This window comes from Sinimarinibacterium flocculans (assembly GCF_003201205.1).
In the GTDB taxonomy this organism is placed as follows: Bacteria; Pseudomonadota; Gammaproteobacteria; order Nevskiales; family Nevskiaceae; genus Solimonas; species Solimonas flocculans.
The window spans coordinates 226,281-244,084 of the sequence record NZ_QICN01000004.1; the positions used below are offsets into that span (position 1 = coordinate 226,281).

Here is a 17,804-nt window from a genome sequence, read left to right on the forward strand (position 1 = left end):
CGTCCCCGACCCCCATGTTCACCGGCATCATCGAAGCGCTCGGGCACATCGAGACCATCGACAGCGTGGGCGGCGATGCGCGCATGCGCTTCGTCGCGCCCGGCTACCTGGCCGGCGTGCAGGTCGGCGACAGCATTGCCGTCAACGGCTGTTGCCTGACCGCGACCGACTGCAGCGACGATGCGTTCTGGGCCGATCTTTCCGGCGAAACCCTGAACCTGACCACCGCCGGAACCTGGCGGGTCGGCGAGCCGGTGAACCTGGAACGCGCGCTGACGCCGGCCAAACCCCTGGGCGGACATCTGGTGACCGGCCATGTCGACGGCATCGGCCGCGTGCTCGAGCGCTACGAGGACGCGCGCTCGTGGCGGTTCCGCTTCGAGGCGCCGGAGGGGCTGGCCCGCTACATCGCCCGCAAGGGGTCGGTGTGCATCGACGGCGTGAGCCTGACCGTCAACGAGGTCGAGGGCGCGCGCTTCGGAGTTAATATCATTCCGCATACGCTGAGCCACACAACGCTCGGCGCACGCGCCGTCGGCGACCGGGTCAATCTTGAAGTCGATCTGGTCGCGCGCTATCTCGAGCGTCTGCTCGAAGGCCGGACCGATGCCGTTTGATGCACGATCCGCTTGTATTGAATCCCGGCGCCAGGGACGGCGCCGTCCTGTACAGGACGTACACGACGTACACGTGAGGCAACCGTGAACAAAGTCAGCAGCATCGACACCGCGCGCGACCGCGCGCTGGATCCGACCGAGGACATCATCGCCGACATCAAGGCCGGCAAGATGGTGATCCTCATGGACGACGAGGACCGCGAGAACGAAGGCGACCTGATCATGGCCGCCGAACTGGTGCGGCCGGAGGACATCAACTTCATGGCGCGCTACGGCCGCGGCCTGATCTGCCTGACGCTGACGCCGGACCGCTGCCGCCAGCTGCGCCTGCCGCAGATGGTCTCGCGCAACGAGGAGAGTCATCGCACCGCGTTCACGGTGTCGATCGAGGCGGCCAGCGGCGTGACCACGGGCATTTCCGCGCACGACCGCGCCCACACGGTGCGCACCGCGGTGAAGGCCGACGCGCGACCGGAAGACCTGGTGCAGCCGGGTCACATCTTTCCGCTGATGGCGCAGTCCGGCGGCGTGCTGACGCGTGCCGGGCACACCGAGGCCGGCTGCGACCTCGCGCGCCTGGCAGGACTTGCGCCCGCCGGCGTCATCGTCGAGATCCTCAATGAGGACGGCACGATGGCGCGGCGCCCCGATCTCGAACGCTTCGCGCGTGAACACGGGCTCAAGCTCGGCACCATCGCCGACCTGATCCGCTACCGGCTCGACAACGAGCACACGGTCGAGCGCGTGGCCGAGACCCACGTGATGACCGAGTTCGGTGAGTTCCGGCTGGTCACCTACCAGGACACGCTCGACAACACCGTGCACATCGCGCTGATCAAGGGTGCGATCGACGCACGGCAACCGACGCTGGTGCGCGTGCACCTGCGCAACACCCTGCAGGACGTGCTGTGCGTGCAGCACGAGGAATTCGGCTGGCCGCTGCGGCGCGCGATGCACCGTGTCGCAGAGGAAGGCTCGGGCGTGATCGTGCTGCTGCGCAAGCCGGAGGCTTCGCGTGAACTGCTGCAGCAGATCGTCTCGCTGAACAAGCAGCAGCCGCTCGACGAGCCGGCGCACGACCCGCGTCAGGTCCTGCGCACCTACGGCATCGGCGCGCAGATCCTGTCGGATCTGGGCGTGCGCAAGATGCGCGTGCTGTCGGCGCCCAAGCGCATGCAGGGCATTTCCGGCTTCGGCCTCGAGGTGGTGGACTACGTCGCCTGCGATTGATGAAGAAGAACAGAACTGCGGCACGGGCAAAGCCGGCATCGCCGGCCGATGCGAAGACCGGCTATGCGGCCCCGGACAAACCCGGCAAGAACGAGTTCGCGCGCACGCGAGTGGCCCTGCTGTCGACGCGCTGGAACGTCGGTATCGTCGATGCGCTGCGCAGCGGGGCGAAAGCCTGCTGCCGCGACTGGGGGCTTCCGGCAGCCAACCTCGTCGAGTTCCGTGCTCCGGGGGCGTACGAGGTGCCGCTGGCGGCGCTGCAACTGCTGCGCGACGGCGGCTTCGACGGCGTCATCGCGCTCGGTGCGGTGATCCGTGGCGAGACACCGCATTTTGATTTCGTGGCCGGCGAATGCGCGCGCGGACTCATGCAGGTGCAGATTAAGACGCGCAGGCCCGTCGGCTTCGGCGTGCTCACGGTCAACACCGTGGAGCAGGCCTGGGCGCGCGCCGGCAAGGGGCACGACAACAAGGGCTACGAGACCGCCGCCGCGACGCTGGAGATGATCCGGCTCGGCCGGAGCCTGCGATGACGAATTTCTCCGGAGCGGGCGCGAACGGCCGCAAGGGCGGCGTCACCGGGGCGGATGCGCCGCACCCAAGCCGTCGCGGCCTCGCGCGTCGCGTGACGGTGCAGGCGCTGTACCAGTGGCTGGTCAACGAGACGCCGCCGACGGCGTTGCTCAAACAGTTCCGCGAGCAGGATGAGGGCCTCGGACGCGCCGATCCGGCGTACTTCGAGGAACTGCTCGACGGCGTCGTGACCCACGCGGCCGAGCTGACCGTCGAGATCGTGCCGCACCTGGATCGCGCGCTGAACCAGCTCGATCCGGTCGAGCACGCGATCCTGCTGCTCGGTACCTACGAGCTGCGCCACAAGCCCGAGGTGCCGTGGCGCGTCGTGGTCAACGAGGCGGTGAATCTCGCCAAGACCTTCGGCGCCGAGGACGGCTACAAGTTCGTCAACGGCGTGCTCGACAAGCTGGCGCGGCAACTGCGGCCCGACGGCTGAGATCAGCTGGCGCGATGGACGAGTTCGCGCTGATCCGCCGCCACTTCGCCGGTCTCACGCCGCAGGGGGACGGCGTAGTGCTCGGTGTCGGCGACGATGCCGCGGTGCTGCAGCCTGCAAGCGGCTGCGAACTCGTCGTCACCAGCGACACCCTGGTCGCGGGCCGGCACTTCCCCGCGGAGACCGCGGCCGGCGACATCGGCTGGAAGTCGCTGGCGGTCAACCTGTCGGATCTCGCCGCGATGGGCGCGCGACCGCGCTGGTTCACGCTGGCGCTGACGCTGCCGGATGCCGACGACGCCTGGCTCGCGGCGTTCGCCGCGGGGCTGCGAACGCTCGCCGACGCGCACGGCGTGGCCCTGGTCGGCGGCGACACGACGCGCGGGCCGCTGTCGATCACGATCACGGCACTGGGCGAGGTGCCCGCCGGTCAGGTTCTGCGCCGCGACGGCGCCCGTCCCGGCGATGCGATCTGCGTGACGGGCACGCTCGGCGACGCGGCGCTGGCCCTGCAGCAGGGTTCTGCCGCCGACGCGACACTGCGGGCGCGGCTCGACCGGCCGGCGCCGCGGATCGATGCCGGGCTGTCGCTGCGCGGCCTCGCTCATGCGGCGCTCGACCTCTCCGACGGCCTGTTCGGCGATCTTCGGCACATCCTCGACGCCAGCCGTGTCGGCGCCGTGCTCGAGGTCGATGCGCTGCCGATGTCGCCCGCGTTTCGTGCCGCCGCCGCGGCATCGTCGCGGCGCGCGCTGCAGCTCACCGGCGGCGACGACTACGAACTGTGCGTCTGCCTGCCGGCCGACGCGGTCGATCGCGCGGCTGCGCGGCTCGACGTGCCGCTGACGCGCGTCGGCCGGATCACGGCCGAGCCGCAGCTGTGTCTGGTCGACGCTGCAGGGCATACCATCACGCCATCGTTCACTGCCTATCGTCACTTCCCATGACCGTCCGCAAGTCCCCGCGTCCGCCGCGCGCCCTGATCCTGAGTACGCCCGAGCACCTGATCGCCTTCGGTTTCGGCACCGGCCTGTCGCCGGTGGCGCCAGGAACGGTCGGCACGCTCGTCGGCGTCCTGCTGTTCCTGCCGCTGTCGCTGCTCGATGCACCGGTCTACGCCGCGGTGCTGGCCGTGCTGTTCGCGTCCGGCTGCTGGATCTGTGGCGAAAGTGCGCGCCTGCTGGGCGTGCACGATCACGGCGGCATCGTCTTCGACGAGATCGTCGGCTATCTGGTCGCGGCGGCGCCGCTGCTGTGCTTCGCACCGCAGCCGCCACTGGTGGTCGCGCTGTCGATGTTTGCCGCTTTCGGGCTGTTCCGGCTGTTCGACATCTGGAAGCCTTGGCCGATCCGCGCGCTCGATCGCAGCGTCCACGGCGGATTCGGCATCATGCTCGACGACCTGCTGGCCGGCGCGGCCGCAGCGCTGCCGCTATGGGGCGCGCTGTACGCCTGGACGGGCCGCCTGGCGTGAGCGCGATTCTGCGCATCGGCTGCGCGTCGGCCTTCTGGGGCGATACCGCGAGCGCCGCGGCCCAGCTCGTCGAGCGCGGCGGAATCGACTTTCTGGTCTTCGACTATCTGGCCGAGATCACGATGTCGATCCTCGCGGCGCGGCGCATGCGCAATGCCGACGAGGGGTATGCGACGGATTTCGTCGAGCACGTGATGGCGCCGCTGCTGCCGCAGCTTTGCGAGAAGAACATCCGCGTCGTCGCCAACGCCGGCGGCGTCAATCCGCTGGCCTGCAAGCGTGCGCTGGAGGCGGTCGCCGAAAAAGCCGGCATCGCACTCAAGGTGGCCGTCGTGCTCGGCGACGACCTGCTGCCGCGCAAGAAGGACTTCGCCGACTGCCGCGAGATCGACAGCGGCGCTTCGATGCCGCCGACACTGGTGTCGATGAACGCCTATCTCGGCGCATTCCCGATCGCGCGTGCGCTCGATGCCGGCGCGGACGTGGTCGTCACCGGCCGCTGCGTCGATTCGGCCGTCGCGCTCGGCCCGATGATCCATGCCTTCGGCTGGCGCCAGACCGACTACGACCGGCTGGCCGCCGGCTCGGTCGCCGGGCACATCATCGAGTGCGGCGCGCAGTGCACCGGCGGCAACTTCACCGACTGGGAGCAGGTGAGGGACGGCTACGCCGACATGGGCTTTCCGATCGTCGAGGTCGAGCCTACCGGCGCGTTCGTCGTCACCAAGCCCGAGGGTACGGGCGGTATGGTGTCGGTGCACACCGTACTGGAGCAGATGCTCTACGAGATCGGCGATCCGCGCGCCTACCTGCTGCCCGATGTCGCTGTCGATTTCACCGATGTGTGCCTCGAACAGGTCGGCGAGCAGCAGGTCCGCGTCACCGGCGCGCGCGGTCAGGCGCCGACGGATACCTACAAGGTCAGCGCGACGTATCCGGCGGGCATGCGCTGCGCGGCGCTGTTCATGATCGGCGGCATCGATGCGGCGAGGAAGGGGCGTGCGTCCGCCAACGGCGTCGTCGACAAGGTGCGGCGCCAGTTGCTGGCCGCGGGGCTCGGCGACTTCAGCGGCGTGGACATCCATTGCATCGGCGCCGAGGAAAGCTACGGTCCGCATGCGCGGCCCGGCGCGCAGGCGACACGCGAAGTGGTCGTCAAGATCGCGGTCCAGCACCCGAACCCGAAGGCACTGAAGCTGTTCGCGCGCGAGATCGCGCAAGCGGCGACCGGCATGGCGCCTGGGTTCACCGGTTATTTCGGCGGCGGCCGGCCGGAACCGCACATGATTCCGAAGCTGTTCTCGACACTGGTCCCCAAGTCGAAGGTGCCGGTCGAGGTAGCGATCGGCGAGACGCGCCTGGCCGTCGACGTGCCGGCCGCCGGCGGATTCGTGCCGCCGCCGGAGCCGGCCGGGGACGCCGCGCCGGCGGTGATCGGGGATCCGGTGACGGTTCCGCTGGTGCGGCTGGCGCTCGCGCGCTCGGGCGACAAGGGCGATCACGCCAACATCGGCGTGATCGCGCGCGATCCGCAGTACATGCCGTACATCCATGCAGCGCTGACGACGGACGCCGTGCGCGGCTGGTTCGCACACGTGCTGGCCGGCGGCGACCAGGGACGGGTACAGCGCTGGATGCTGCCGGGTACGCACAGCCTCAACTTCCTGCTGCATCACGCGCTCGGCGGCGGCGGCGCGGGCTCGCTGCGCACCGACCCGCAGGGCAAGGCGTTTGCGCAGATGTTGCTCGATTTTCCGGTACCGGTTCCCCGCGGTCTGTTGCCCGCGGAGTGAGGCCTGGATGACCGTGACGCCAGCGCCGACTGTTCGGCTGGCGCTGCGAGGCCGGGCGCGGTCGACTACAATTCCGCGCTTGTCACTTGAACTCACGAGTCCGAGCGCCCGCTCGCGGGCCCGCCAGGAAGCAGACGCATGTCCGTAGAACGCGATGTCATGGAATACGACGTGGTCGTCGTCGGTGCCGGTCCCTCCGGCCTGTCGACCGCGTGCCGCCTGAAGCAGCTCGCCGAGGCCGCCGGCAAGGAGCTGAGCGTCTGCGTCGTCGAGAAGGGCTCCGAGGTCGGCGCGCACATCCTCTCCGGCGCCGTGTTCGAGCCGCGGGCGCTCAACGAACTATTCCCGGACTGGAAGGAGCGCGGTGCGCCGCTCAATGTCCCGGTCAGCGGCGACGACATCTATTTCTTCCGCAGCGAGACGGCGGCATTCAAGATGCCGCACCTGTTCGTGCCGAAGACGATGCACAACGACGGCAACTACATCATCTCGCTCGCGAACCTGTGCCGCTGGCTGGGCCAGCAGGCCGAGGGGATGGGCGTCGAGATCTACCCGGGCTTCGCCGCGCAGACCGCGATCATCGAGGACGGCGTGGTCAAGGGCATCACCGTCGGCGACATGGGCGTCAACCGCGAGGGCGAGCACAAGCCGGACTTCACGCCGGGCATGGAGCTGCGCGCGAAGTACACGGTGTTCGCGGAAGGCTGCCGCGGTCACATCGGCAAGCAGCTGATCGCGCAGTACGCGCTGGCCCAGGACGCCGATCCGCAGCACTACGCGATCGGCATCAAGGAAATCTGGACGGTGCCCGAGTCGCAGCACAAGCCGGGCCTGGTCGTGCACGGTGCGGGCTGGCCGCTGGACCTCACCGGCACCAGTGCGCTCGGCGGCTCGTTCCTCTACCACTTCGAGAACAACCAGGTGCTGGTCGGCCTGATCGTCGACCTGTCGTACACCAATCCGCACCTGTCGCCGTTCGACGAATTCCAGCGCTTCAAGCATCACCCGGTCATCAAGCAATACCTCGACGGCGGCACGCGCACGTCCTACGGCGCCCGCGCGATCTGCAAGGGCGGCTTCAACTCGCTGCCCAAGTCGGTGTTCCCGGGCGGCATGCTCGTCGGCTGCGATCTGGGCACGATGAACTTCGCCAAGATCAAGGGCAATCACACGGCGATGAAGTCCGGCATGCTCGCCGCCGAGGCGATCGCCGAGGCGCTGCTCGCCGGCGGCGAGGGCGGTGACACGCTCGACAGCTACCCGGCGAAGTTCAAGGCCAGCTGGCTGTACGACGAGCTCTACCGCTCGCGCAACTTCGGTCCGCTGCTGCACAAGTTCGGCGCGCTGGTCGGCGGTGCGCTCAACTACATCGAGCAGAACTGGTTCGGCGGCAAGTTCCCGTTCACCGTGCACGACCTCAAGCCGGATCACGCGACGCTCAAGCTCGCGTCGGCGTCGTCGAAGATCACGTACCCGAAGCCGGACGGCAAGCTGAGCTTCGACAAGCTCTCGAGCGTGTTCCTGTCGAGCACCAATCACGAGGAAGACCAGCCGGTCCACCTCACGCTCAAGGACGCCGACATCCCGATCGCGAAGAACCTGCCGATGTACGACGAGCCGGCGCAGCGCTACTGCCCGGCCGGCGTCTACGAGGTCGTGGACGAAGGCAGCGGTCCGCGCTTCCAGATCAACGCGCAGAACTGCGTGCACTGCAAGACCTGCGACATCAAGGACCCCGCGCAGAACATCAACTGGGTGGCGCCGGAAGGTGGCGGCGGTCCGAACTACGCCAACATGTAGCCCCCCAGCGGTTTAATTCGACACGACTCCCGTAAAGAGAACAGCAGATGAAAGCACTCGTCAGCGTCAAGCGCGTCGTGGACTACAACGTCCGCATCCAGGTGAAGTCCGACGGCAGCGGTGTGGTCACCGATGGCGTCAAGCACTCGATGAATCCCTTCGACGAAATCGCGATGGAAGAAGCGGTGCGTCTGAAGGAGAAGGGCAAGGTGACGGAGATCGTCGCCGTGACCATCGGCGGCGCGAAGAACGAGGAGACGCTGCGCACCGCGCTGGCCTTCGGTGCCGACCGCGCCATCCACGTCAAGGAAGAGGGCGAGGTGCAGCCGCTCACGGCCGCCAAGGCCTTCGCCGCGGTGCTGAAGAAGGAAGAGGCCAAGCTGTTCCTGGCCGGCAAGCAGGCGATCGACGACGACGCCAACCAGACCGGCCAGATGGTCGCCGCGCTGCTGGACATCGCGCAGGCGACGTTCGCGTCCAAGGTCGAGATCGACGGTGACAAGGCGACGGTGACGCGCGAGATCGACGCCGGCCTGGAAACGCTCGAAGTCGACCTGCCGGCGGTGATCACCACCGACCTGCGCCTCAACGAGCCGCGCTATCTCAAGCTGCCGGACATCATGAAGGCGAAGAAGAAGCCGATCGAGGCGGTGAGCTTCGCCGATCTGGGCGTCACCCCGGCCGCGGGCCTGAAGACCACCAAGACCGTGCCGCCGCCGGCGCGCTCGAAGGGCATCATGGTCAAGACCACCGACGAACTCGTCGAAGCCCTCAAGAGCAAGGGCCTGCTCTAACCGCATATCGAGGACAGACCAGACATGAGCAAGATTCTGATTGTTGCCGAGCATGCCGAGGGCAAGCTCAATGGCGGTGTCGCCAAGACCGTGGCCGCGGCCAAGGGCGTGGGCGGCGAGATCCACGTCGCCGTGTTCGCGGCCGACGCCGCGGCCGTGGCCGAACAGGCGGCCAAGCTCGATGGCGTGACCAAGGTGCTGGCGGTGAACAACGCTGCCAATGCCAATCCGGTGGCCGCGGTGCTGGCGCCGCAGATCGTCGAGGTGGCGTCGGGCGGCTACACGCACGTGTTCGTGCCCGGCACGACCTTCGGCAAGGACCTGGCACCGCGGATCGCCGCCAAGCTCGACGTGCAGCAGGTCAGCGACGTCATGGCGGTGCACGGCCCGAACAGCTTCGATCGTCCGATCTATGCGGGCAACGCGATCACCACCGTCGAGACGCCGGCCGGCACGGTCGTCGCCACGGTGCGGCTGGCCTCGTTCCAGGCCGTGGGCGCCGGCGGTTCGGCGAGTGTCGAGACCGTCAGCGTGGGCGCGGCGGTGCCGACGCACACGCGCTACGTGAAGCTCGAAGCGCAGAAGTCGGAGCGCCCGGACCTGCAGTCGGCGGCCCGCGTGGTCTCCGGCGGTCGCGCGCTCGGCTCGTCCGAGAACTTCAAGGTGATCTTCGACTTCGCCGACAAGATCGGCGCCGGCGTCGGTGCCTCGCGTGCGGCGGTCGACTCGGGCTACGTGCCCAACGACATGCAGGTGGGCCAGACCGGCAAGATCATCGCGCCGGAGCTGTACTTTGCCGTCGGCATCTCGGGTGCGATCCAGCATCTGGCCGGCATCAAGGATGCCCGCACGATCGTCGCGATCAACAAGGACCCGGAAGCGCCGATCTTCGAGGTGGCCGACATCGGCCTCGTCGGCGATCTGTTCCAGGTCGTGCCGGAGCTGACCGGCAAGGTCTGATCGGCACCCGCCCGACGGGATCCCGGGGCGCGGACGTCAGTCCGCGCCCTTTTTCGTGGGCGGCTCGCGCAGATGCCGCTCGAAGAACGCGACGATCGCCGCGAACATGCGTTCGCGGGTGCGCACGTCGAAGATGAAGTGATCCTCGTCGTCGAGGATCTCCAGCGTGACCGGCATGTCGCGATCCCGCAGCGCCGCGTACAGCGCCCGGCTTTCCCGCGGATCGACGGTGCCGTCGCGTCCGCCGTGGAACAGCATCACCGGCAGGCGCAGCGCATCGATGGCGCGGATCGGCGATTGCGCATCGAGCAGTTCGGCGGACTCGCCGACGAAAGCATCGACGAAGCGTGCCTCGTCGGCGCCAGCCTGGCTGCGCACTGTGCGCGCATAGCGGCGCAGGTCGTAGATGCCGGCGATGCCGACCATGCAGCGGTACAGGGCCGGCTCGCGCACCGCGCTGGCCAGTGCCGCATAGCCACCGAAGCTGTGTCCCATCAGGCCGATGCGCGCGGGATCGGCGACGCCGCGTTCGATCAGTGCGCGCACGCCGTCGGTGATGTCGTCGATGACCCGCGTCCCGAGCTGCTGGCGCGCGGCATCGCGAAACGCGCGGCCGAAGCCTGCCGATCCACGGAACTGCGGCTGGAAGACGGCGTAGCCACGGCTGGCGAGCAGCGCAGGCTCGGCCTGCCAGTCCCAGGTGTCGCGGACGTCGAAGGGCCCGCCGTGCGGCATCACCACCAGCGGCAGCGCCGTCCCGTCGGCCGCGCGCGGCGCGGTCAGGTAGCCGCGCAGCGCGGTGCCGTCGCGTGCCTGCCAGTGCACCACGCGGCGGGGCGGCATCGCCTGCGGATCGATCCAGGTGCGACGCGCGAGCAGGAAGCGCAGGCTGTCGGTCGGGCGGTCGTAGAGGAAAAAGCGGCCCGGATCGGTGTCGCTCGATGCCTGGATCACGAAGCGGCTGGCGTCGCGCGAGCGCGAAGTCAGCTCGATCCGGTGGCCGGCGAGTTGTGCGGCGACGCGTCGCAGCAGGGCTTCGTCCGGATCGTCGGTGCCGAGCCAGCGGATCTCGGGGACGCCGGGATCGAACCGCGCCGCAACGGCGTGGCCGGTCGTCGGCGAGACGAGGATGTCGGCAAGGTCGGCCTGCGGGTGGCAGGCGAGACGTTCGCGCGACCGGTCGGCGAGCGACTGCCGCTCCAGGCAGTAGCGGTCGCCGTGCTCCCGCACCCGCAGATAGCCGGTCCCGCCGTCGTCGGAGACCGTCAGCGGATCGAAGTCCGCGAGCGGATCGTCGGAGTCCAGTTCGCGCCAGCGCATCGCCCGTGGATGGTGCAGGAAGGTGCGGAACACGCCCGGCGCGTCGCCGCGTCCCTGCGCATAGCGCACCTGGCCGGCGCGGTCGGCGACGAAGCGCACCGGGCCGCGCAACGGCGCCTGCGCCGCCCAGCGTGTCCGGCCGTTGCGGACGTCGAGGCGTTCGACGAACGCGAACTGCACACCCACCGGTTCGTAGTAGCTGTAGCTCTGGATCAGCGCGAAGTCCGCCGCATCCGGCCAGGCGGCGATCTGCCGCGCGTGGCGCATGCGCCGCGTCGGGTCCGGGTTGTGCTTGGTCTCGGCGCGCGCGCCGCGTACACCGTAGAGGTAGCGGCCGTTGCCGCCGTCGCGGTCGATCGCCATCAGCTCGCCGGTGGGTGCCGGACCATTGCCCCAGCCGCGGCTGCTGGCCAGGCTCACCAGCAGGCGCCGGTCGCTGACCCAGTTGAGTTCGAAGACATGCTCCTCGTCGCCGGGCGACACGCTGAAGGCCAGCCGCATGTCGTCGAGATCGATGACGCCGATACCGCGACTGCGCGCGTCGATGACGCTGACGGCAAGGCTGCGGCCGTCCGGCGAGATCGCGACTTCGCCGAACTCCGCATGCCGCGCGAAATCCATCACCGGCGGGAGCGCCGCCGCGGCGTGATGCGACAACCACAGGCCGAGCAAGGCGAACCCCATCTGCCGCATGCCGATCTCCGGGAGACTGCCGCTGCGATGGTACGTGCGTCTGTCGGGTGCGCAAGCAGGGCCGGATCGCGGACGCCGGGTCGGCTTTGCGCTATGGTCGGCGGGCCGCGCAGACGCGGCGCTCGACGACAAGGAGTGGCGATGGGCATCCTCTCGTGGATCGTGCTGGGCCTGGTGGCCGGCCTGCTGGCCAAGGCGCTGATGCCGGGCAAGGACCCGGGCGGGCTGATCATCACCATCCTGCTGGGCATCGCCGGCGCCTTCGTCGGCGGCTGGCTGGGGACGGAGCTGGGCATCGCCAGCTTCAACGGCTTCACGCTGCAGGGCATCGGTGTCGCGACCGCAGGTGCGGTGGTGCTGCTGGTGCTCTATCGCCTGATCAAGAAGAAAACCTGACGGAGCAAGACGACGTGGCAGACATCCAGGACATCCCGGTCCAGCGCATCGACGGCCAGCCGGCCACCCTCGGCGACTTCAAGGGCAAGGTGCTGCTGGTGGTGAACGTGGCCTCCAAGTGCGGCCTGACGCCGCAGTACGAGGGGCTGGAGGCACTGTATCGGAACAAGCGTGCAGCGGGCCTCGAAGTGCTGGGGTTCCCGGCGAACGATTTCAAAGGGCAGGAGCCGGGCAGCGACGCCGAGATCGCCAGCTTCTGCTCGACGAAGTACGACGTGAGTTTCCCGATGTTCTCGAAGATCGTCGTCACCGGCGCCGACAAGCATCCGCTCTACGCGGCGCTGACGCAGGCGCAGCCGGAGGCGCGCAACAGCGAGGGCATGCGCAAGAACCTGCAGGGCTATGGCATCACGCCGAACCCGGCGCCCGAAGTCTTGTGGAACTTCGAGAAGTTCGTGCTCGCCCGCGACGGCAGCGTCGCCGCGCGCTTCTCGCCGGACACCAAGCCCGACGATCCCGCACTGCTGGCCGTGCTCGACGCGGAGTTGTCGCGCTAGGAGCCTGGACGGCAGGAACCGCGCAGGCGAGGCAACGCCATTTCGAGACAGGTTTCGCGTTGATTCGAGGCCAATAGCAGGGACTATTGGCCGAGAAGCAGCGCGGAAGATGGCCGAAATGGCGAAGTCGCAGCCGCGCGCGTTTCTGCCGCCCAGGCTCCTGGTGGCCGGGTTCAGGGGTGTAGCGGCACCGAAGGGGACGCCGCTGCACGCCGTCGCAGTGCGGACGGCGTGGTGCCGAACCAGCGGCGGCAGCAGCGCGTCAGCGCCGACTGCTCCGACAGGCCGAGCAGGCCGGCGAGCTGGCTGAGCGGGATGCGGGTCTCGCACAGGTTGCGCAGCGCGGTTTCGCGGCGCACCTCCTCGCGCAGCGCGTCGAAGCTGGTGTGTTCCGCGTCCAGCCGTCGCTGCAGGGTGCGCGGGTGCAGCCCCAGCAGCTGCGCGATGCCGGCGCGGCTGTTCTCCGGGGTGCCCAGCGTGCGGCGCAACGCCTGGCGCACGCGCCCCGTGACGGTCTGCCCGGGATCGTTGAAGTTCAAGGCGAGATAGTTCTCGGCGAGCTGTCGCAGCGCCGCGTTCACGTCCTGCAGCCCGGCATCGAAGGTGGCATGGGCAATGTGCAGGCCGCCGTGCGGCTGTGCCGGGAGCACGGGGGCGCCGTAGAAGCGGGCATAGGTCGACAGCGGCGCGATCGGCGCGTGCGGCAGCGCGACGCTGCGCAGCTCGTAGTGCGGTCCCGCGAGCAGCGCGATCATGCGATGCACGTCGCCCAGGCAGACGTCGAAGGTCTGCCGCAGCGACGCGAGGCCGGAAACGGACAGCTCGAAACGCACCTCGACGGCGTCCGGCACCAGGGCGCTGCGGGCGTGCACGGACAGCGCCATACCGGGGCTGTGGACGAACAGGTAGCGCGAGGCGATGTCGATCGCGCCGGCGACTGTCGGAGCGTTCTGCATCGCGATGGCCACCGGGCCGAGCACGGAGATGTCCTGGATCTGCGCCAGGCGCAGGCCGAAGTCCGCGCAGCCGGTCGTGGCCGCACTGGATTCGAGCAGCAGGGCCGCCGAGCGCAGCGGCAGCAGCGCGTCGTCGTCGTCGTCGAGCAGTTCCGCGGCGATGCGATAGCGTCGCAGCATGGCGTCCGCATCGGCGCCGAGCGCATGCATCAGCGTGCGGTAACCGCGCAGGCCACTGGCTCGAACCATCGCCGTCATGTCCCGCAAAGTCCAGACTTTGTCCCGTCGAGTCAAGCCACCCGAACGGGTATTGTCCAGACTGCGGCGATCATCGACCGTAGTCGTGTACGACAGCGGCCATAGTTCGCGAGGAGAAACGCATGACGCAGCATTACGACGTCCTGATCATCGGCGCCGGCCTGTCCGGCATCGGTGCCGCCTGCCATTTGGCACGCGAGTGCCCGACCAAGAAGGTCGGCATTCTCGAGCGTCGCAACGCCATCGGCGGCACCTGGGACCTGTTCCGCTATCCCGGCATCCGCTCCGATACGGACATGTTCTGCTTCGGCTTCGAGTTCCGGCCGTGGCAGCAGCTCAAGGTCATGGGCGACGGTCCGGTGATCCGCCAGTACATCGCCGACACCGCGCGCGAGTACGGCGTCGACAAGAAGATCGAGTTCGGTCTGAAGATGACGCATGCCGAGTGGTCGAGCAGCGAGCAGCGCTGGACCGTGCGCACGCTGCACGAGGCCAGCGGCGAGACCCGGGTGTTCCATACCAGGGTCCTGCTCGGCGCCACCGGCTACTACAACTACGACAAAGGCTATCTGCCGAGCTTCCCGGGCGAGGATCGTTTCAAGGGGCAGCGGATTCATCCGCAGCACTGGCCGGAGGAACTCGACTATCGCGGCAAGAAGGTCGTCGTCATCGGCAGCGGCGCCACCGCAGTGACGCTGGTGCCGTCGATGGCCATCGGCGGTGCGGGTCACGTGACGATGCTGCAGCGCTCGCCGAGCTACATCTTCTCGATCCCCAACTGGGACAAGCTCTCGGAAGTGCTCAAGAAGGTGCTGCCGGCCCGATGGGTGTTCGGGCTGGCACGCAAGCGCAACATCCTGATCCAGCGCGCGCTGTACCTGGCGTCGATGCGCTGGCCGCAGGCGATGCGCAAATTCCTGATCAACGGCGTGAAGAAGCAGCTCGGCGACGGCTACGACATGTCGCACTTCACGCCGCGCTACATGCCGTGGGAGGAGCGCCTGTGCGCCGTCCCCGATGCCGACCTGTTCGCCGAGATCCGCAAGGGTCGTGTCGACGTGGTGACCGACCATATCGAGACCTTCACCGAGACCGGCATCCAGCTCAAGTCCGGCAAGCACCTGGATGCCGACATCATCGTCACCGCCACCGGGCTGCAGGTGCAGCTGTTCGGCGGCGCCGAGGTGAGCGTCGACGGTCATGTCGCACCGCCCAGCAGCGTCATGACCTACAAGGCCGTGCTGCTGCAGAACGTGCCGAACATGGCGTTCATCGTCGGCTACACCAACGCGCCGTGGACGCTGAAGGCGGACATTGCCTGCAAGTACGTCTGCCGCCTGCTGAACCACATGGACCGCAAGGGCTATGCCGTGGTCACGCCGCGGGCACCCGACGACATGGTCGAGGCCGACCAGACGATCCTCGGTTCGCTGAGCTCGGGCTATGTGCGCCGCGCCGCCGACCAGCTGCCGCGTCAGGGCGGCGACCTGCCGTGGCGGGTCCTGCACCACTACGGTCGCGACAAGCGCATGCTGCTCGACGGCCCGATCGAGGACGAGTTCCTCGAGTTCGCACCGGCGCAGGTGTCGGCCGGCGCAGACCCGCTCAAGGCTGCGGCGTGAAGCCTCTGCGGCGGCGGGGACGGCCTGCCGCCGCGTCCGCCGTATCGGGCGGCGTCGGCGGCGCCACGCCGACATAGCTGGCACGCGGCCGGATCAGGGCGCCGCCGGCCTGTTGCTCGAGGGCATGCGCGAGCCAGCCGGCGACGCGGCCGGCGGCGAACAGGATCAGCCCGCCTTCGGTGCCCAGCTCGTAGACGTCCGCGAGCGCGGCCAGCGCGAAGTCGGTACTCGGCGCCTGGCCCGTGGCCTCCTCGGCCGCCGCCAGCAACCGGTGGATGCGGGCGAGCCGGGGCGGGCGAGGGCGCACGGCGTCGAGCCTGTCCAGCAGCAGCCGCGCGCGCGGATCGCCCGACGGGTACAGCGGGTGGCCGAAGGTCGGCAGGCTCTCGCCGCGCTGCAGGCAGGCGATCACGTGTCGCTGCGGCGATTCCGCGCGCAGTGCATCCTGGATGAAGTCGTAGGCACGCGCGGTCGCGCCGCCGTGCGCAGGGCCGAGCAGCGCGGCCAGTCCAGCGGCCACCGCGCCATTGAGGCTCGCGCCGGTCGAAGCGACCACGCGGGCGGCGAAGGCCGAGGCGTTGAGTTCGTGATCCGCGCACAGCACCAGGGCGGTACGGATCAGTTCGGCGAGATCGGCGTCGCCCGGCCGCCAGAGCCGCGTCAGCAGTTCGTGCGCGGGGCGCGGATCGGGCGTGACGCCGGCGAGCAGCGCGGTGGTCTGCCGCAGCAGCCTGGCCGCGCTTTCGCGACGGCGGCGCGGGTCCGGCGACAGGTCGCCGACCGAACCGAGCGCCAGCAGCGGCAATGCGGCGGCGGTGCGCTCCAGCGCACGCAGATCGCCGTCGCGCAGCAGCGCGCGCACCGGCGCCGGCCACGCTGCCGGTGGCGGTACCGCGAACGGATCGTGCTCGCCGCAATCCCAAAGCAGGCGGGCCACGTCTTCGAGTGTCAGTCCTTCGGCGACCAGATCGGCGACGGCGCGGCCGCGGTAGTAGTGGCCTTCGGCGCGGATCAGCGAAACCCGCGTCTCCAGCACGGGAAGACCCCAGGCCAGGCTGTGTGCGGCGCCCTGCGCCGCGCTGTGCCCGGACTCGCGGCGCGCCATCAGGCGTTCGATGTCCTGCGCGCGGTACAGGCGTTTACGCGCTTCGTCGCCCGGTCGCGAGTGGATCTGCCCGCGGCTTACATAGGCGTAGAGGGTGGCCAGGCTGACGCCGAGCCGGCTGGCGGCCTCTCGGGCGCTCACATAGTCGCCGGCGCGGGTGGGGGAGTTCGGAGCATCCATGCCGATATATTGATCCAGGTAATCAAGATTGATCAATAGATCGCGGGGTGACACCATTGCGGCCCATCATGGCGGGTCGGGACCCCATCCAGGCGCCGCCGGGCCCCGAGGCCAAGAACCCAGGAGGTTTCCCAAGATGAGCTCGCTTTCTTCCGCCGGATCCAGGTTTCGCGCAGCCGTCGCCGCCGAGAAGCCGCTGCAGGTCGTCGGCGCGATCACTGCCTATGCCGCGAAGATGGCTGAGGCCGTCGGCTACAAGGCGGTGTATCTGTCCGGAGGTGGCGTCGCCGCCAACTCGCTCGGCATTCCGGACCTGGGTATCAGCACGATGGAAGATGTGCTGACCGATGCCAATCGCATCACCAACGCCTGCTCGCTGCCGCTGATGATCGATATCGATACCGGCTGGGGCGGTGCGTTCAACATCGCGCGCACGATCAAGAGCTGCATCAAGGCCGGCGTCGCGGCAGTGCACATCGAGGATCAGGTCGGCCAGAAGCGCTGCGGCCACCGTCCCGGCAAGGAAGTGGTGTCGAAGGAAGAGATGGTCGATCGCGTCAAAGCCGCCGTCGACGCCAAGACCGATGCACAGTTCGTCATCATGGCGCGCACCGACGCCGCCGCCGTCGAAGGCATCGACTCGGCGATCGAGCGCGGGATCTCCTACGTCGAGGCCGGCGCTGACATGATCTTCCCCGAGGCGATGAACACGCTGGATGACTACCGCAAGTTCAAGGCGGCCGTGAAGGTGCCGATTCTCGCCAACCTCACCGAGTTCGGTTCGACGCCGTTCTTCCATGTGGATGAGCTGCGCGACGCGGGCGTCGACATCGCGCTGTACTGCTGCGGCGCGTATCGTGCGATGAATGCCGCGGCGCTGAATTTCTACGAGACCACGCGTCGCGAAGGTACGCAGAAGAATGTCGTGCCGACGATGCAGTCGCGTGCCGATCTCTACAAGTATCTTGGCTACCACGCCTATGAAGACAAGCTGGACTCGCTGTTTGCCCAGGGCAAGAACAAGTGAACTGAAGGAG

The 17,804-nt window shown here is 68.7% G+C and carries 17 protein-coding genes; 14 read left to right on the plus strand and 3 right to left on the minus strand.

Features of this window, described 5'->3' with window-relative positions:
• Nucleotides 1-14 precede the first annotated feature (14 nt).
• The 10 genes from C8D93_RS09760 (at nucleotide 15) to C8D93_RS09805 (ending at nucleotide 9,680) form a co-directional block, all read left to right on the plus strand.
• The gene (locus C8D93_RS09760; protein WP_110264992.1) at nucleotides 15-617 is read left to right on the plus strand and encodes a riboflavin synthase; all 603 of its coding nucleotides are present in this window, start codon (nucleotides 15-17) and stop codon (nucleotides 615-617) included.
• Between the two features lie 171 nt (nucleotides 618-788).
• The gene (gene ribBA / locus C8D93_RS09765) at nucleotides 789-1,847 is read left to right on the plus strand and encodes a bifunctional 3,4-dihydroxy-2-butanone-4-phosphate synthase/GTP cyclohydrolase II (RefSeq protein ID WP_380732302.1); all 1,059 of its coding nucleotides are present in this window, start codon (nucleotides 789-791) and stop codon (nucleotides 1,845-1,847) included.
• Nucleotides 1,847-2,380: a 6,7-dimethyl-8-ribityllumazine synthase gene (ribH, locus tag C8D93_RS09770; RefSeq protein ID WP_110264993.1), complete on the plus strand. Its 534-nt coding sequence runs from the start codon at nucleotides 1,847-1,849 to the stop codon at nucleotides 2,378-2,380. Before ribBA ends, ribH begins: the two co-directional genes overlap by 1 nt.
• Nucleotides 2,377-2,859: a transcription antitermination factor NusB gene (nusB, locus tag C8D93_RS09775; protein ID WP_110264994.1), complete on the plus strand. Its 483-nt coding sequence runs from the start codon at nucleotides 2,377-2,379 to the stop codon at nucleotides 2,857-2,859. Before ribH ends, nusB begins: the two co-directional genes overlap by 4 nt.
• A 14-nt stretch (nucleotides 2,860-2,873) precedes the next feature.
• Entirely contained in the window at nucleotides 2,874-3,806 is a 933-nt protein-coding gene (gene thiL / locus C8D93_RS09780) for a thiamine-phosphate kinase (protein WP_110264995.1), read from the plus strand.
• Nucleotides 3,803-4,333 carry a phosphatidylglycerophosphatase A family protein gene (locus tag C8D93_RS09785; RefSeq protein ID WP_110264996.1) on the plus strand — a complete coding sequence of 177 codons (531 nt, stop codon included), beginning with the start codon at nucleotides 3,803-3,805 and terminating at the stop codon, nucleotides 4,331-4,333. The genes thiL and C8D93_RS09785 overlap by 4 nt, the downstream gene beginning before the upstream one ends.
• On the plus strand, nucleotides 4,294-6,126 hold the full coding sequence (locus C8D93_RS09790; RefSeq protein WP_110264997.1) for an acyclic terpene utilization AtuA family protein: 1,833 nt from the start codon (nucleotides 4,294-4,296) through the stop codon (nucleotides 6,124-6,126). The genes C8D93_RS09785 and C8D93_RS09790 overlap by 40 nt, the downstream gene beginning before the upstream one ends.
• Nucleotides 6,127-6,264: 138 nt before the next feature.
• Nucleotides 6,265-7,926 (plus strand): electron transfer flavoprotein-ubiquinone oxidoreductase, encoded by a 1,662-nt coding sequence (locus C8D93_RS09795; protein WP_211307286.1) that lies wholly within the window; start codon nucleotides 6,265-6,267, stop codon nucleotides 7,924-7,926.
• A 47-nt stretch (nucleotides 7,927-7,973) separates the two neighbouring features.
• On the plus strand, nucleotides 7,974-8,720 hold the full coding sequence (locus C8D93_RS09800) for an electron transfer flavoprotein subunit beta/FixA family protein (RefSeq protein WP_110264999.1): 747 nt from the start codon (nucleotides 7,974-7,976) through the stop codon (nucleotides 8,718-8,720).
• A 24-nt stretch (nucleotides 8,721-8,744) separates the two neighbouring features.
• On the plus strand, nucleotides 8,745-9,680 hold the full coding sequence (locus C8D93_RS09805) for an electron transfer flavoprotein subunit alpha/FixB family protein (protein WP_110265000.1): 936 nt from the start codon (nucleotides 8,745-8,747) through the stop codon (nucleotides 9,678-9,680).
• A 36-nt stretch (nucleotides 9,681-9,716) separates the two neighbouring features.
• Here C8D93_RS09805 and C8D93_RS09810 read toward each other — a convergent pair whose 3' ends face one another.
• Nucleotides 9,717-11,693, minus strand: a complete 1,977-nt coding sequence (locus C8D93_RS09810; RefSeq protein ID WP_110265001.1) for an alpha/beta hydrolase family protein — start codon at nucleotides 11,691-11,693, stop codon at nucleotides 9,717-9,719.
• A 141-nt stretch (nucleotides 11,694-11,834) separates the two neighbouring features.
• On the opposite strand from C8D93_RS09810, the gene C8D93_RS09815 reads away from it, so the two are divergent.
• Together C8D93_RS09815 and C8D93_RS09820 are read left to right on the plus strand one after the other, a co-directional pair.
• On the plus strand, nucleotides 11,835-12,089 hold the full coding sequence (locus C8D93_RS09815) for a GlsB/YeaQ/YmgE family stress response membrane protein (RefSeq protein WP_110265002.1): 255 nt from the start codon (nucleotides 11,835-11,837) through the stop codon (nucleotides 12,087-12,089).
• A 14-nt stretch (nucleotides 12,090-12,103) separates the two neighbouring features.
• Nucleotides 12,104-12,646: a glutathione peroxidase gene (locus tag C8D93_RS09820; RefSeq protein WP_110265003.1), complete on the plus strand. Its 543-nt coding sequence runs from the start codon at nucleotides 12,104-12,106 to the stop codon at nucleotides 12,644-12,646.
• A 173-nt stretch (nucleotides 12,647-12,819) separates the two neighbouring features.
• Here the strand turns inward: C8D93_RS09820 and C8D93_RS09825 are convergent, their stop codons facing one another.
• Nucleotides 12,820-13,851, minus strand: a complete 1,032-nt coding sequence (locus C8D93_RS09825; RefSeq protein WP_211307287.1) for an AraC family transcriptional regulator — start codon at nucleotides 13,849-13,851, stop codon at nucleotides 12,820-12,822.
• A 131-nt stretch (nucleotides 13,852-13,982) separates the two neighbouring features.
• Between C8D93_RS09825 and C8D93_RS09830 the strand changes: the two genes are divergently transcribed.
• Nucleotides 13,983-15,482, plus strand: coding sequence for a flavin-containing monooxygenase (locus C8D93_RS09830; RefSeq protein ID WP_110265005.1), 1,500 nt, complete (start codon nucleotides 13,983-13,985; stop codon nucleotides 15,480-15,482).
• Here C8D93_RS09830 and C8D93_RS09835 read toward each other — a convergent pair.
• Nucleotides 15,466-16,767: a citrate synthase family protein gene (locus tag C8D93_RS09835; protein WP_110265006.1), complete on the minus strand. Its 1,302-nt coding sequence runs from the start codon at nucleotides 16,765-16,767 to the stop codon at nucleotides 15,466-15,468. The genes C8D93_RS09830 and C8D93_RS09835 overlap by 17 nt on opposite strands.
• A gap of 136 nt (nucleotides 16,768-16,903) precedes the next feature.
• On the opposite strand from C8D93_RS09835, the gene prpB reads away from it, so the two are divergent.
• Nucleotides 16,904-17,794 carry a methylisocitrate lyase gene (gene prpB, locus C8D93_RS09840; RefSeq protein ID WP_110265007.1) on the plus strand — a complete coding sequence of 297 codons (891 nt, stop codon included), beginning with the start codon at nucleotides 16,904-16,906 and terminating at the stop codon, nucleotides 17,792-17,794.
• Nucleotides 17,795-17,804 lie beyond the last annotated feature (10 nt).

Bases quoted from the DNA above. Each gene is read 5' to 3' on its own strand.
- C8D93_RS09760 (WP_110264992.1), top strand. From the start codon at position 15: ATGTTCACCGGCATCATCGAAGCGCTCGGGCACATCGAGACCATCGAC.
- ribBA (WP_380732302.1), top strand. From the start codon at position 789: ATGGTGATCCTCATGGACGACGAGGACCGCGAGAACGAAGGCGACCTG.
- ribH (WP_110264993.1), top strand. From the start codon at position 1,847: ATGAAGAAGAACAGAACTGCGGCACGGGCAAAGCCGGCATCGCCGGCC.
- nusB (WP_110264994.1), top strand. From the start codon at position 2,377: ATGACGAATTTCTCCGGAGCGGGCGCGAACGGCCGCAAGGGCGGCGTC.
- thiL (WP_110264995.1), top strand. From the start codon at position 2,874: ATGGACGAGTTCGCGCTGATCCGCCGCCACTTCGCCGGTCTCACGCCG.
- C8D93_RS09785 (WP_110264996.1), top strand. From the start codon at position 3,803: ATGACCGTCCGCAAGTCCCCGCGTCCGCCGCGCGCCCTGATCCTGAGT.
- C8D93_RS09790 (WP_110264997.1), top strand. From the start codon at position 4,294: ATGGGGCGCGCTGTACGCCTGGACGGGCCGCCTGGCGTGAGCGCGATT.
- C8D93_RS09795 (WP_211307286.1), top strand. From the start codon at position 6,265: ATGTCCGTAGAACGCGATGTCATGGAATACGACGTGGTCGTCGTCGGT.
- C8D93_RS09800 (WP_110264999.1), top strand. From the start codon at position 7,974: ATGAAAGCACTCGTCAGCGTCAAGCGCGTCGTGGACTACAACGTCCGC.
- C8D93_RS09805 (WP_110265000.1), top strand. From the start codon at position 8,745: ATGAGCAAGATTCTGATTGTTGCCGAGCATGCCGAGGGCAAGCTCAAT.
- C8D93_RS09810 (WP_110265001.1), bottom strand. From the start codon at position 11,693: ATGCGGCAGATGGGGTTCGCCTTGCTCGGCCTGTGGTTGTCGCATCAC.
- C8D93_RS09815 (WP_110265002.1), top strand. From the start codon at position 11,835: ATGGGCATCCTCTCGTGGATCGTGCTGGGCCTGGTGGCCGGCCTGCTG.
- C8D93_RS09825 (WP_211307287.1), bottom strand. From the start codon at position 13,851: ATGGTTCGAGCCAGTGGCCTGCGCGGTTACCGCACGCTGATGCATGCG.
- C8D93_RS09830 (WP_110265005.1), top strand. From the start codon at position 13,983: ATGACGCAGCATTACGACGTCCTGATCATCGGCGCCGGCCTGTCCGGC.
- C8D93_RS09835 (WP_110265006.1), bottom strand. From the start codon at position 16,767: ATGGATGCTCCGAACTCCCCCACCCGCGCCGGCGACTATGTGAGCGCC.
- prpB (WP_110265007.1), top strand. From the start codon at position 16,904: ATGAGCTCGCTTTCTTCCGCCGGATCCAGGTTTCGCGCAGCCGTCGCC.